The sequence below is a fragment of the Mesorhizobium sp. Pch-S genome, assembly GCF_004136315.1.
Classification (GTDB): domain Bacteria; phylum Pseudomonadota; class Alphaproteobacteria; order Rhizobiales; family Rhizobiaceae; genus Mesorhizobium.
The window spans coordinates 1106015-1120442 of sequence record NZ_CP029562.1; the positions used below are offsets into that span (position 1 = coordinate 1106015).

At 64.0% G+C, this 14428-nt stretch carries 8 protein-coding genes, 1 tRNA gene and 1 pseudogene; 3 read left to right on the top strand and 7 right to left on the bottom strand.

All coding sequences use genetic code 11. The features are described from left to right. The first annotated feature begins 89 nt into the window (after window positions 1-89). Window positions 90-1700: an exodeoxyribonuclease VII large subunit gene (gene xseA / locus C1M53_RS05140; RefSeq protein ID WP_129411259.1), complete on the top strand. Its 1611-nt coding sequence runs from the start codon at window positions 90-92 to the stop codon at window positions 1698-1700. A gap of 36 nt (window positions 1701-1736) precedes the next feature. Here xseA and C1M53_RS05145 read toward each other — a convergent pair whose 3' ends face one another. The 4 genes from C1M53_RS05145 to C1M53_RS05160 all read right to left on the bottom strand — a co-directional run bounded on the left by C1M53_RS05145 (window position 1737) and on the right by C1M53_RS05160 (window position 3675). Beyond that, entirely contained in the window at window positions 1737-2099 is a 363-nt protein-coding gene (locus C1M53_RS05145; protein ID WP_129411260.1) for a VOC family protein, read from the bottom strand. Between the two features lie 51 nt (window positions 2100-2150). Then, the gene (locus C1M53_RS05150) at window positions 2151-2393 is read right to left on the bottom strand and encodes a DUF768 domain-containing protein (protein ID WP_129411261.1); all 243 of its coding nucleotides are present in this window, start codon (window positions 2391-2393) and stop codon (window positions 2151-2153) included. Between the two features lie 257 nt (window positions 2394-2650). Beyond that, window positions 2651-2727: transfer RNA gene (locus C1M53_RS05155), tRNA-His, on the bottom strand. A gap of 495 nt (window positions 2728-3222) precedes the next feature. After that, the gene (locus C1M53_RS05160) at window positions 3223-3675 is read right to left on the bottom strand and encodes a phasin (protein WP_129411262.1); all 453 of its coding nucleotides are present in this window, start codon (window positions 3673-3675) and stop codon (window positions 3223-3225) included. Window positions 3676-3943: 268 nt separating this feature from the next. On the opposite strand from C1M53_RS05160, the pseudogene C1M53_RS05165 reads away from it, so the two are divergent. Continuing rightward, a pseudogene (locus C1M53_RS05165) lies at window positions 3944-7836 on the top strand (histidine kinase dimerization/phospho-acceptor domain-containing protein). A gap of 558 nt (window positions 7837-8394) precedes the next feature. Here the strand turns inward: C1M53_RS05165 and C1M53_RS05170 are convergent. After that, on the bottom strand, window positions 8395-10353 hold the full coding sequence (locus C1M53_RS05170; protein ID WP_129411263.1) for an acetoacetate--CoA ligase: 1959 nt from the start codon (window positions 10351-10353) through the stop codon (window positions 8395-8397). A 273-nt stretch (window positions 10354-10626) separates the two neighbouring features. On the opposite strand from C1M53_RS05170, the gene C1M53_RS05175 reads away from it, so the two are divergent. Continuing rightward, window positions 10627-12594 (top strand): AsmA family protein, encoded by a 1968-nt coding sequence (locus C1M53_RS05175; RefSeq protein WP_129411264.1) that lies wholly within the window; start codon window positions 10627-10629, stop codon window positions 12592-12594. A 44-nt stretch (window positions 12595-12638) separates the two neighbouring features. Here C1M53_RS05175 and C1M53_RS05180 read toward each other — a convergent pair whose 3' ends face one another. Together C1M53_RS05180 and C1M53_RS05185 are read right to left on the bottom strand one after the other, a co-directional pair. Beyond that, on the bottom strand, window positions 12639-13457 hold the full coding sequence (locus C1M53_RS05180) for an ABC transporter permease subunit (RefSeq protein WP_129411265.1): 819 nt from the start codon (window positions 13455-13457) through the stop codon (window positions 12639-12641). 1 nt (window position 13458) lies between these two features. Continuing rightward, the gene (locus tag C1M53_RS05185) at window positions 13459-14424 is read right to left on the bottom strand and encodes an ABC transporter permease subunit (protein WP_129411266.1); all 966 of its coding nucleotides are present in this window, start codon (window positions 14422-14424) and stop codon (window positions 13459-13461) included. Window positions 14425-14428 lie beyond the last annotated feature (4 nt).

Sequence of the window (14428 nt, forward strand, 5' to 3'; positions counted from 1 at the left end):
TGCACGTCCATCGCATTCATGTGGTCCAGCAACGCCCACTCAGGCTGCAGGGGCTTGACCCATGCCCCCTCCGGCGCGCCAATCGGTACATGAGTGACTTTTTCGAAGACGATTCGAGGCCGAACGCGACCAACGCCACCGAATATACGGTGAGCGAGATTTCCGGTGCGCTGAAGCGCACGGTGGAAGACACGTTCGGCAATGTGCGCGTGCGCGGCGAGATTTCCGGATATCGCGGCCCGCATTCATCGGGCCACGCCTACTTCGCGCTGAAGGACGACCGGTCCCGCCTCGACGCCGTGGTCTGGAAAGGCACGATGAGCAGGCTGCGCTTCCGTCCCGAAGAGGGCATGGAAGTGATCGCATCCGGCAAGCTCACCACCTATCCCGGCAAATCGAACTACCAGATCGTCATCGACAATCTGGAACCCGCAGGTGCCGGCGCCCTGATGGCGATGCTGGAAGAGCGCAAGCGCCGCCTCGCCGCCGAAGGCCTGTTCGACCCGGGTCGCAAGCAGCTGCTGCCCTACATGCCTTCTGTCATCGGCGTGGTCACCTCGCCCACCGGTGCGGTGATCCGCGATATCCTGCACCGTATCCGCGACCGCTTCCCGCTGCATGTGCTGGTGTGGCCGGTGCGTGTGCAGGGCGAAACGGCCGGCATGGAAGCAACAGTGGCGGTCGAGGGCTTCAACAGCCTGGAGCCGGGCGGGCCGATCCCGCGGCCGGACTTGATCATCGTGGCTCGCGGCGGCGGCAGCCTGGAGGATCTGTGGGGCTTCAACGATGAAGGGCTGGCACGGGCCGTCGCGGCTTCCGGGATTCCGATCATCTCGGCCGTCGGCCATGAAACCGACTGGACACTGATCGACCTTGCCGCCGACGTGCGCGCGCCGACACCGACCGGTGCCGCCGAAATCGCCGTACCGGTGAAAGGTGAGCTGGAGGCGACGCTTGCCAATCTGTCGGCGCGCCTTGCGGCAGCGCTTTCGCGCGGCATCGACCGCCGCCGCCAAGCGGCCCGCGCGGCAGCACGGGCCCTGCCCTCGCCGGACCAGTTGCTGGCATTGCCGAGGCGCCGTTTCGACGAGGCGGAAAACCGGCTGGGCCGCGCGCTGTCGGTGGCGATCGAACGCAAGCGTGGCCGGCTGGGCGCGATCCGGCTGACACCGGCGACACTGGCCCGGCGCATGGATGAGGCGCGGCGGCTGACCGCGCGTGACCTGGCCCGCGCGCAGGCTGCTTTCCTCGGCATCGTGCGCGAGCGCCGCGCGCGCTTCATGCGCACGGCGGCACGGCTTTCGCCCGCGCCGATCGCACGCCGGCAGAAGCTGCAAGGAGAAGCATTGCTGGCTCTGGCGCGACGCAAGGACCAGGCGATGACGGTACGGCTGGAGCGCTTGCGCGCCCGTCTCACCCAGGCCGACCGGCTGCTCTCGACGTTGAAACTGTCGGAGCAGGCGATCCTGGAGCGCGGCTATGCGCTCGTGCTCGATGCCGATGGAACGCTGGTCAGGCGGGCCGCGGACGTGACGCCGGGCGCCGGACTGGAACTGCGCTTTGCCGATGGTTCCGCCCATGCGACGGCCGAGGGCGGCGAACCGGCGCCAGGTCCGGCTTCGCCGGGTCCCATCGCGCCAAAACAGGCCCGAACTGCGCCAAAGGACAAGGGTCCCAGCGGCCAGGGGTCATTGTTCTAAACCGAGAACAATCGATCCGGCCATACGGCAGCGCTCTCAACCCTCTTTCCGGAAAGCGCGACTCGAGACGGAGATGGGATTCTGGCAGGGATCCTTCCCGTTCGCGAACAGGTAGCCATCGGCCTTGTGGATGGCGCCGAAATCGAGGCCGTCTTCGGCGCGCTGCCTGCAGAACAGTTCGACATCCTCGACGTCGAAGACCAGCTTGACGATCGACTGGCCGCCGCGCTGACCTTTGGCGGCCTGATGCAGCAGGATATTGGCGCCGCCATCCCTGGCGACCAGCTCGACAATCCTGTCTCCGGGTGAGCGGGTTGCCGTAAAGCCGAAATGCCGCTCATAGAAGCGGGCGGTTTCCTCGACATCCCTGGCGTAGATGACGACCCTGCCGAGTGGCATCGCTGATCTCGAGAACGAAGAGCCCTTCTCCATCGGGAGAAGGGAGCAGGCTCAGGCCGCCTTGTCGGCGTCCGTTTCCGCCTCGACGGCCTCTTCGAGGCGCGAAGCGATCAGTTCCTGGATATCGCCGACCTCTTCCTGGAGGTCTTCCAGCGGGATCCCCGCTTCGGCGGCCTTGGCGGCACACTGCTTGGCCAAAACCTCGGCATGTTTTTCGATCTTCACCGCTTCGGACGGGGCACAGCACTCCTTGCCGATCCAGTCCTGCAGAAATTCGATCGCGTGTACGCTCATAATTGAACTACCCGTTTCGGTTCTTTCCGGCCACCAGCGCTTGTCGGCGCGGCGGGCCGGTGTCTCTAGAGCGTTTCACGGAAACGCTCTGTCTTTTTTGGCGCAATTCCGGACGCAAAACCGCTAGGCACTTTTGCTGGAATTGCTCTGTTTCAATTGAAACCGAGTCGCAAGCTCACGGCAACCTTACCGGCACCAAAGAACAAGACCTGGTTTCAGTGATTGGTTTGCGGGGCATCCACCCGGCGAAAAAGAAGTGGTACCGTTGCTCGGGATCGAACCGAGGACCTCCGGATCCACAATCCGGCGCTCTAACCATCTGAGCTACAACGGCACTCATGCCCGTCGATGATCGCAACACCAGCTCCACTCGTGTCAGCCGCGCTCCGTCATCCGGCGAAGCGTCCATACGGGCAATCGGATCGTAATTCAAGGCTCTTGCGAAGGCAAAGGCCCGATCACCCACATCCGTGTTCACCCGGACGCCCGGACCCCGACAAAACGCTGGGGGCTGCCGACGCATTCCAACCAAACTCAAGCCTCAACCGAGACGCAGTACCAGTTTTCGGAGAGGTCCCACCCTTTTGGAGAATTTAAGAAAAAGGCCGGCGGGAGGAGGAGCCGGCCTTTTTCCGATATGAAGCCGGCGGGAGGAGGAGCCGGCTTTTGCCTGGAGCGGAGGGAGGAGGAACCACCCCAGGTATCTCTTGCCTCATAAAGCTAGGAAGCCGGTTTGATGCTTACAAGACCCCGGCCTGCCCTTGCCATTTTGCCGCACTTTCCGGCATGCATACTTTCCGAAAATCGCTTCCGATTTTCGGGCCGAGCATCAAGCGGCCTTGGAGACGTCCTTGAAGGCCTTCTCGAAAGCGGCCTTGTAAGGCTTGGAAACTTCCTCGGCGGCCTTGGAGGCGGCAGCCTGGAATTCCTTGGCCTGCTCGACGGCGGTCTCGACGCGCTTGCGCAGGAACGAGGTCTGCAGCTCGACGACTTCCGACAGCGACTTGGCGCCGACGAGGGCTTCGAGGTGCGAGAAATTGGCTTCGGCGTTGGCGCGCAGCGTGGCGATTGCCTTCAGCGACAGGTCGCTCGAGGTGGTCTTGGCGGTCTCGTAGCTGGTCTCGAAAGCCTTCTTGGCTTCCTCGGCGCCGGTCTTCAGCTTGGCGAAGGTCTCCTTCGACTGCTCGACGCCCTTCTCGGCGAAAGCGCGAACCTGGTCAGCAGCCTGCGAAGCATCGAAGGTCGGGAATTCAGTGGTCTCGGCGGTCTTCGTCTTGGTCATTTTCCATCCTCGGTGTGGACGGGCACGTTCGCACTCTGTGGCGCCGGGCCGTCTCGTTCATTTCTGTTAACACCATAGCATTTCCCATTGTGCAGTGCAATATTTATGTTGCGTCGCAACATTAGTGAAAAGAAACAAGGGGATGCCCGCGTTAACCAAAAGCCTTACTTTTCAAGTGGGCTATCTTCTGGCTTGTGGACCTTGCTGCGGCACCCATTTATTAACGAAGAATTAACCGCGGCCATCTCCTGGAGGATCGCCAGAGCGCATGCCGTCCGAGAACTATTCGTTCCTCGATGTTGCCGTCCTCGACGAGGTGCGGACGCGTTTCGCTGCCGGCGACGCGCTCCTCATCCTGTCGGCCGACCTCGACCAGGTGCTGTGGGCGAACGGCCCGGGCGCTGCGGTGCTCGGCCATGCCGACATCGAGGCGGCGATCGAGGCGCCGGCCGACCTGCCGCCCGTGGCGAAGCGCCAGATCACGGCCACCGCCGGCTTCCCGGCCATCGGCCGCAACCGCGCGCTGCTGGTCCGGCTTTCCCGGGGCATGGCAACGCAGGCAATCGGCTTCCAGGCCAGCGCCGTGACCATGCCGGACGGCGAAGCGGCAATCCTGCTTTCGGTGCCGGTCCAGCAGACCGGTTCGCGCAGCGTGGTCGAGATCGCCGAACGCGCCATCAGCGGCTTCACCACCGACGGCCAGTTCCTGGCTTTCATCGACGGTAGCGGTCATGTCGAAGCCGCATCGCAGGGCTTTCCGGAACTCGGAATCACCACCGAGACACTTGCAGCGCTGGCGGGCGAAACCGGCCGCGATCACGAACGCACGCTGAAGCGGCGTGTGCAGGCTGGAAAGCGCGCCCTGCCCGCGGGCATGGCGAGACTGACGGATGATCCGGAACGCCATCTGCTGGTGGTGATCGACGATGGCAGCACCGATCGGGCTGACACAGCACCCACAGCGACGATCCCTACCGGCAACGGCCCGACGGCTTCGGCCGAACCACCCGCCGCGGAAGGCTGGCGCGCAGCTGACGACAGCGCGTCCGCCAGCGCCGCATCCGGCGAACACCATCATGACGGCTGGTATTTCAGCGACGCCGGCCGCAATGGCGAAAACCAGACGCCGGCCGGGTCGGAGCCTGCCGAGACCGCGGCAGCCGCGTTGCCGGCCATCGCCCGTAACGCAGCGCCGGTGCGTTTCGTATGGCGCACCGATGCAGCCGGCCGCTTCAGCGCGATTTCTCCGGAGTTCGCCGCCGTTGTCGGCGAAGCCGCAGCCGATGTCATCGGCCGACGTTTCAAGGATGTCGCCACCACTTTCGGCTTCGATCCTTCCGGCGAAATCGCGGGGCTCCTGGACCGGCGCGACACGTGGTCGGGCCGTTCGGTCGCCTGGCCGATCGCCGGCAGCAGCCTGAAGGTGCCGGTCGACCTCGCCGCCCTGCCCGTCTACGACCGTAACCGCAACTTCGAAGGTTTCCGTGGTTTCGGCGTCGCGCGGGTCGCCGATGCCACAGAAGACCACGAAAAAGTCGGCGAGGCGCTGACGCCTGATTGGACACCGTCAGCAACGCCGCCCGCTGCAGTCGTCGCGCCGCCCGCCATACCGGAGGCGAAGCAACCTGGCGCAGAGGCAAGCCGCCACAACGCTTTCCAGGGCGAGACGCCCGCGCTGACCATTGCGCCGACGCTGGAACGCCGGTTCACCGACAAGGTCATCCGGCTGGCGGAACACCGGGCACCGGCCAATGACAAAGGCCTCTCGAACGTGGAGCGCACCGCCTTCCGCGAGATCGGCGAGCGCCTGAAAAAGGACAGCGCCGTCGAACCCGGCAAGGCTGCTCCCGCCACGCCGAAAGAGACGATCCCTGCCGCATCGCAGACGGATATCGCCGCTGCGTCGCCGGGCAATGTCGAAATGACTGCGGCATCCGGCAAGGACGTCGAAGCGACGAAGCCTGCCGACGCGATTGCGCCCGCAACCCCGGAGAAGCCGGAGACCGCGGTCCTGCCTGCTGTCGTCGCCGTTGAGCAACCAGCCCTGGACAACAAGGAAAACGCAGCGGACCCCGAAACCGTTGGCGCGCAGGATGATGCCGTTTCCCAGGAGGAGACCGACGCAGACGACAGCAGCACGCTGATCGAAGCGCAGGAAGCCGAGGACGTCGAGGATCTGACCCGGCTCGACGGCGCGGATGCCGAGACGGTTTCCGAAATCGAAGATTCCGTCGCGAGCTCCGAAGTGCCCGTTGCGCTGTCCAGCCAGCCGACCGAAACCGAAGTTGCCGGATCGGACGATGCCGTGCAACCGGACGCCAAGCTGGCGTCGCCACGCTCGCTGCTGGCCTTTGCCACCGAGGATGACGGTGAGGCAGATGACAGGACAGCGCCGACGCTGGACGATGCAGGTGACGTCAGGGCCGCCGCCGCCAAGGCAACGCAACAGCGTCGTGGCGCGGTTGCCGAAGAGACACCCCTTGCGGACGACGCAGCGGAAGACACCGATCTCGCCCGCCTGGAAGATGACGGCGATCTGACGCATCCCCGCGACGAGGATGAAGCGCTTGCCGGCGCTGAGCCGGCGCAGGTCGCCGTGGTACCGCGTATAGCGCCGCCGCTGCAGGCCGGCGGTTTCGTGCCCGCAGCCTTCTCAACCGGCGAAACAGTGCCGGACACCTCGCTTGTGGCGCGCCTGCCGGTGCCGCTGCTGATCCATTCCGGCGACAGGCTGCATTACGCGAATACGGAATTCCTGGCCCTGACCGGCTATGGCGATCTTGCCGCGCTGGAGGCCGCCGGCGGCCTGGATGCGCTGTTTGCCGACGCCTATGCCAGCGACGATGCGCCCGACCATTCAGACCACAAGCTGCGGCTCAGGAAAGCCGGTGGCGACGAGGTCCCGGTCGATGCGGTGCTGCGTTCCGTGCCGTGGGGCAAGGGCAAGGCCCTGATGCTGGTGCTGAACGGCACGACGGACAACCGGTCGGCGCAGGTCCTGCCCTTTCCGGCCGCCGAGACGGCACAGCCCGACAATGCCGAGCTCAAGGCGCGCATCGCCGAAATGCGCACCATCATCGACACCGCCACCGACGGCGTGGTGCTGATCAACCGCGATGGCACCATCCGCTCGATCAGCCGGCCGGCGGAGGCCCTGTTCAGCTTCGACAGCGATGACGTCGCCGGCAAGCCGTTCGCCTCGCTGTTCGCCATCGAAAGCCAGAAGGCGGCGCGTGACTACCTTGCCGGTCTTTCCGACAATGGTGTGGCCAGCGTGCTCAACGATGGCCGCGAAGTCATCGGCCGCGAGGCCGAAGGGCGTTTCATCCCGCTGTTCATGACCATCGGCCGCCTGCCAGGCGACAGCGGCTACTGCGCCGTGGTGCGCGACATCACGCAATGGAAACGGGCCGAGGAAGAACTCACCCAGGCGCGTGCGGTGGCCGAGCGCGCCTCCTCGCAGAAGACCGATTTCCTTGCCCGCATCAGCCACGAGATCCGCACGCCGCTCAACGCCATCATCGGTTTTTCCGAGCTGATGGTGGACGAGAAGTTCGGGCCGATCGCCAATGAGCGCTATCGCGACTATCTGCGCGACATCAACCGCTCGGGCAACCATGTCCTCGACCTCGTCAACGACCTGCTCGACATCTCCAAGATCGAGGCAGGCCAGCAGGAAATGGACTATGAGGCGGTGTCGCTCAACGACACGCTGGCCGAATCCGTCGCGCTGATGCAGCCGCAGGCCAACCGCGAGCGGGTGATCATCCGTTCGTCTTTCGCCTCGCGCCTGCCGGAGGTCGTGGCCGACCTGCGTTCGATCCGCCAGATCGCGCTCAACATCCTGTCAAATGCCGTCCGCTACACGCAGGCCGGCGGCCAGGTGATCGTCTCGACCGCCTATGAAACCTCTGGTGATGTGGTGATGCGGGTGCGCGATACCGGCGTTGGCATGACCCAGGCCGAGATCGAACACGCGCTGAAGCCCTTCAAGCAGGTCAACGCCCTGAAGCGCGGCCGCAGCGACGGCACCGGCCTCGGCCTGCCGCTGACCAAGGCGATGGTCGAGGCCAACCGCGCCCGGTTCACCATCAATTCGACGCCCGGCGAAGGCACGTGGTGGAAGTGGCCTTCCCGTCGACCCGCGTGCTGGCCGACTGACAGACCGTATAAAGAGCCGGTTTCGAAACTCGCGACAGCGCGTCAAATAGCGTTGCTTTGGTGCGTCCTTCGAGGCTCGCCCGGCTACGATTGCGCCTACTCTCCACCGCCCCGCGGGCTCACACCTCAGGATGAGGGCCGTTGTTTAACGACGCCCAAGTTTCCGGGGCACCTCGGAGTTCTCCCGAAGCGACACGACGGTCCTCATCCTGAGGTGCGAGCCCGCAAGACATTGGAAAGATGGCAAAACCCAAGCGGGCGAACCTCGAGGGACGCACCGCAAACCTGAAAATGGCGCTGTGGAGTTTCAAACGGCCTCTAAGAAAAAAGGCGCCCAGCGGGCGCCTGAAGAGGAATTTGTCACAACGGGCTTGAGCGATACTGTTCCCGCCTGGCGGGATGGGATTTCTCCCTCAAGTTACCCATGACTATCCGGGCCGGGTCGTAAACAAATCCTTACCGGACCGCGGAAAAATTTACGAAAGTGTACCACTTGTGAAAACGCGGTAAATTTGGGCGCTACGCTTTGTTTACCATCTTCTTTATCCGACTATCCATTCAGCTCCGCAGTTCGGGCCGATCCCTGAACAGGTCGAGCGCTTCGGGATTGGCGAGTGCTTCCTTGTTCTTGACGGCGCGGCCATGCACGACATCGCGCACGGCAAGCTCGGTGATCTTGCCCGACTTGGTGCGCGGGATGTCGGTGACGGCGACGATCCTGGCCGGCACGTGGCGCGGGCTGGCGCCGGTGCGGATCTTGGCCTTGATCTTCTTCTCGAGCGCCTCGTCGAGGACGACCCCGGAAGCCAGCCGCACGAACAACACCACCCGCACGTCGTCATCGAAATCCTGGCCGATGCAGATCGCCTCGAGGATTTCCGGCATCTGCTCGACCTGGTTGTAGATCTCTGCCGTGCCGATGCGCACGCCACCCGGGTTCAGCGTCGCATCCGAGCGGCCGTGGATGATCATGCCGCCATGTTCGGTCCATTCGGCAAAGTCGCCGTGGCACCAGACATTGTCGAAGCGCTCGAAATAGGCGCCGTGATACTTCTTGCCGTCGGGATCGTTCCAGAAGCCGATCGGCATGGCCGGGAACGCCCTGGCACAGACCAGCTCACCCTTTTCCTGCCGTACCGGCTGGCCGTCGTCATCCCAGACATCGACGGCGAGGCCGAGTCCAGGCCCCTGGATCTCGCCTTCCCAGACAGGTTCGGTCGGCACCCCCAGCACGAAGCAGGAGACGATGTCGGTGCCGCCCGAAATCGAAGCGAGGTGGATATCCTGCTTGATGCCTTCATAGACGAAACGGAAGCCTTCTGGCGACAGCGGGGAGCCGGTCGAGGAGATGGTGCGAACTGTGGAGAGATCGTGCGTGGTGATCGGCTTCAGCCCGGCCTTGCGCACCGAATCGATGAACTTCGCCGACGTGCCGAAATAGGTCATCTTCTCGGCGTCGGCGAAATCGAACAGCACATTGCCGGAGGGGTGAAAGGGCGAACCATCATAAAGCAGCAGCGTTGCGCCGCAGGACAGGCCCGAAACCAGCCAGTTCCACATCATCCAGCCGCAGGTGGTGAAATAGAAGAAGCGGTCGCCTTCGACGAGGCCGGCATGCAGGCGCAGTTCCTTGACATGCTGGATCAAGGTGCCGCCGGCCGAATGCACGATGCATTTCGGAATTCCGGTCGTGCCGGAGGAGAACAGGATATAGAGTGGATGCGCGAAAGGCAGTCGCTCGAACGTGACGGCTTTGGCCGCGAAGGGCTGCAGCGCCATCTCCAGCGCTTCCGCGCCCTCGATCGTGGCGGCGACATCCTCGGCCGTGCCGAGATAGTCGACCACCAGCACCTTGCGCAGGCTTTTCAGCTTCGAGACGACGGCAGCCACCTTGTCGGCGACCTCGATGGCCTTGCCGGCATACCAGTAGCCGTCCGGCACGATGAAGACGACCGGCTCGATCTGGCCGAAACGATCGAGCACGCCCTGTTCGCCAAAATCGGGCGAACAGGACGACCACACCGCGCCGATCGAGGTGGCGGCAAGCATGGCGGCAACCGTTTCGGGCATGTTCGGCATCATCGCGGCGATGCGATCGCCCTGCCTGACGCCAAGTTTCACGAACAGTTGCTGAAGCTGTGAGACCCTGGCGTGCAGCTCGTCCCACGACAGGCGCCGCTCGACCTGATCCTCGCCGCGAAACACGATCGCGTTGGAGGAACCGCTCTTCTTGAGCAGGTTTTCCGCAAAATTCAGCCGGGCATCGGGGAAGAAATGCGCGCCCGGCATCCTGTCGCCGTCGGCGAGCACCGTTTCGCCCTTGTCGCCCGTGATACCGCAGAAATCCCACACCAAATCCCAGAACGCTTCGCGTTCCGCCACCGACCAGGCATGCAGATCGCGATAGCTGGCGAAGCTCTGCCCGCTTGCCCGCTCGGCCGCGCGCGTGAACTCGGTCAGCGGCGCCTCGGCGATCCGTGCTTCCGATGGGCTCCAAAGGGGGGTATCTGCTGCCATCAATGTTCCTCCCGTGGCGTCACCCGTTAAGCATACTGCAACGCAACAACGCAAGGTCGGCGGATTGCGACAGGATGTGTGCTATCGCCATCGCATGGTCACAAAGACTTGAAATGCAGCCGTCTAGAGCGTTTCCGTTTTTCACGAAAACGCGGAAACGCTCTAACTTTTTGTTTTCGCGCAATTCCGGACGGAAAACCGTTACACACTTTTCCTGGAGTTGCTCTCGGTTTACACCCCTTCATGCGGTGGAATTGAAACGCTAAGGACCAGATGCCATCACCCCTGATCTGGCGGGCCATTTGGGCTGTATCGATTGCGGTCATCGTCGCCGTCCTGGCGTTCGTGGCCGTGCCCTATTTTGCGTCCAATCGCATCGTGCGCGACCGCATCGCATGGGAAATGAGCGCCTGGAGTGGTTTTCGCGTCACCATCGAAGGCACGCCCGAGATTTCGATCTGGCCGCAGTTCCGCGCCACGCTGTCAGGCGTCACGCTGTCGAAATGGAGCGATGACAAGGCTCCGCCGGTGATGCAGGCCGAACGGATCGACATCGACCTGTCGGCGATGGCGGCGTTGCGCGGCGATGTCGTGTTCTCCGGCGTGCAGCTGATCAAGCCGATTTTCCGCATCGAGCCCGCCGAGCATGGGATGCTTCTGCCTTCCGTACCGTCGGGCGGGCGCGTCGCGCGCGCCATCGACGCCGCCCGGGAAACGGTGAAGGCCAACCCCGGCAAGCCGGACGTCGTCAAGCTGCCCAAGGAAGGTTTCGGCAGCATCGAATTCCGCGACGGCCGTGTCGTCGCCAGCGTCGATGGTTCGGAAGAAGACGTCGTGACCGGGCTGTCGGGCATGGTCGACTGGGAGGCGCTGAATGCGTCGGGCTCGCTGACGGCCAACGGCACCTGGCGCGGCGAAAGCGTGTCCGTCGAGGCCAATTCACCGCAGCCCATGCTGTTGCTGGCGGGCGGTGCTGCCCCCTTCACCGTGTCGCTCAAGGCGCCGCCGGCCAATCTCTCGTTCGAAGGCAACGGCAACTTCTCCGCAAAGTCGTTCTTCGACGGCCAGGCCAAGTTCTCGGCGCCGTCGCTGCGGCGCGCGCTCTACTGGCTGCGGGCCGGCATCGCACCCGGCGCCACCACCGGTCCCGTCTCCGTCAGCAGCAAGGTCAGCGGCAACAGCGACCGGATCAAGTTCGACAATGCCGAAATGACGGTCGACAAGAACCCCGGCACCGGCGCGCTCGACCTTTCCTTCAACGATGCACTGCCGGTGATCTCCGGCACCATGGCCTTCGATACCGTCAATCTGGCGGCCTTCCTCGCCGCCTTCACCACGACGGCCGCCGCTCCCGGCGATCTCGACGCCATCGACACGTCCTTCGCCGACCGCTTCAACCTCGATCTGCGGCTGTCGGCAGCGCATGCCACCGCCGGACCGATCCAGCTTGCCGACATGGCCGGCACCGCCCAGGTCAAGAACGGCCTCGCCGTCTTCGACATTTCCGACGCCGGCGCCTTCGGCGGCAACATCCAGGCAAGCCTGCGCTTCGATCTGCGTCCGGAAGGCACCCAGGTCGAGATGAAGCTGCTGGCTTCCGACATCAACGGCGCCGAATTCACCTCGGCCGCAGGCATGACGCGCCTGATGCCGACAGGAACCGGCACAGTGTCGCTGATCCTGAAAGGCCCCGGCAAATCCTGGAATTCGATCCTGCAGAATGCAGACGGGTCGGTTTCGGCCACCTTCGGCCCGGGCAATCTCACCTCGCTGAACCTCCCATCCTTCCTGAAACACGCCGAGGACGGTGGTTTCTTCGCGCTCGACGAGGTCGCAGACGGCACCCTGGCCATCGACGGAGCCGAGCTCAAGGCCAGCATCGCCAAGGGCGTCGCCCGCATCGACCGAGCCGAGGCGAAGTCGGGCCAGACCAAGATCTGGCTGTCGGGCATCGTGCCTTATGCAGGGCGCGGGCTGGCGCTGTCAGGCGGCGTCATCCAGAAGCCGGCGGCCCAGCCGGCGCCTCCGGCACCTCAGGCCCAGCCGGCACCGGCGCAACCGGGCACCGTTCCGGACGGTCAGGCTCCAGCCAACCAGACCACGTCCACGACGCCACCTCCGGCAACGACGCCTGCCCCCACCACACCCGGCAACGGCGGCAACGAAGCGACCTTCTTCGTCGGCGGCACCTGGACAACGCCATTCGTGTCGCCGATCACGCGGCGCAAGACGGACGAATAAAAAAGGCAGCCGAAGCTGCCTTTTCTATTCCGGATCACGAATATCTATCCCCGCAGGGCCGCCTGTTCGTCGCGCAGCCGCTGCACTTCGCGGCGCTTGTTGACGACCGAGGCGATGATCACGCCTGTTGCCACGATCGCGATCAGGATCGTGCAGGCGGCGTTGATCTCCGGCGTCACGCCAAGGCGGACCTGGCTGTAGATCTTCATCGGCAACGTCGTCGCACCCGGCCCCGAGGTGAAGGACGACGTCACCAGATCGTCCAGCGACAGGGTGAAGGCCAGCATCCAGCCCGACACGATGGCAGGCAGGATGACCGGCAGCGTCACCTGGAAGAAGGTGGCCACCGGCGAGGCGCCGAGATCCATCGCCGCTTCCTCGAGCGAGCGGTCGAAGGTGACGAGGCGCGACTGTACGACGACGGCGACGAAGCACATGGTGAAGGAGATGTGCGCCAGCGTCAGCGTGAAGAAACCGCGATCGAGGCCGACTGCAACGAACAGCAGCAGCAACGACAGGCCGGTGATGACTTCCGGCATGACCAGCGGCGCAAACACCATACCCGAGAACAACATGCGGCCGCGGAAGCGGGTGTAGCGGGTCAGCGCGAGCGCCGCCAGCGTGCCCAGCACCGTCGCCACGGTGGCCGAGATCAGGCCGACGCGGATGGTGACCCAGGCGGCATCGATGAGCGCCTGGTTCTGGAACAGCGAGACATACCATTTGGTCGAGAAGCCGCCCCAGACGGTGACGAGCTTCGATTCGTTGAAGGAGAAGATCACCAGAAGCACGATGGGCAGGTACAGGAATGCAAAGCCCAGCGTGACCGAGGTGATGTTGAAACGGCTCCAGGTCGTGTTCATGTCAGCGCCCCTGTTCCTGAGCGCGCGCCTGGGCGTGCTGGAAGATGACAATCGGAACGATCAGCACCAGCAGCAGCAGCACCGCCACCGCCGAAGACACCGGCCAGTCGCGGTTGGCGTTGAACTCGTTCCACAGCGTGCGACCGATCATCAGCGTCTGCGAGCCGCCGAGCAGGTCCGGAATGACGAATTCGCCGACGGCCGGGATGAAGACCAGCAGACTGCCGGCCAGCACGCCGGGCAGCGACATCGGGAAGGTGATCTTCCAGAAGGCGGTGATCGGCGGGCAGCCAAGATCCTGCGCAGCCTCGACCAGCGAATAGTCCATCTTCTCCAGCGCCGAATAGAGCGGCAGCACCATGAATGGCAAGTAGGAATAGACGATGCCGATGAAGATCGCCGTGTAGGTGTTGAGGATGATCAGCGGCTCGCTGATGATGCCCGTGCTCAAGAGAAGCTGGTTGAGCAGGCCTTCCGGTTTCAGGATGCCGATCCAGGCATAGACGCGGATCAGGAATGACGTCCAGAACGGCAGGATGACCAGCATCAGCAGCGTCGGCCTGAGCGTCGCCGGCGCCCGCGCCATGCCGTAGGCGATCGGATAACCCACAAGCAGGGTGAGCAAGGTCGATATGCCGGCGACGATGACGCTGGTGAGGTAGGCGTTGATGTAGAGCGGGTCTTCCGTGAGGAAGATGTAGTTGTCGAAATTCAGTTCCTTCAGCTGGCCGATGATGCCGGAGATGCCGCCGCTGAAATCCAGCGCCGGCGTATAGGGCGGCATCGCGATCGCCGTTTGCGACAGCGATATCTTGAAGACGATGAAGAAGGGGACGAGGAAGAAGACCAACAGGAAGACATAAGGAATGATGATGACCAGCTTGCCGGTGAAGCTGGTAGCCTGCTGCGGAGCAGCCTGGGCCTGAGCGGCGCCGGCTGTGGTGGTCGCAAGGGTAGCACCCGCCATGATC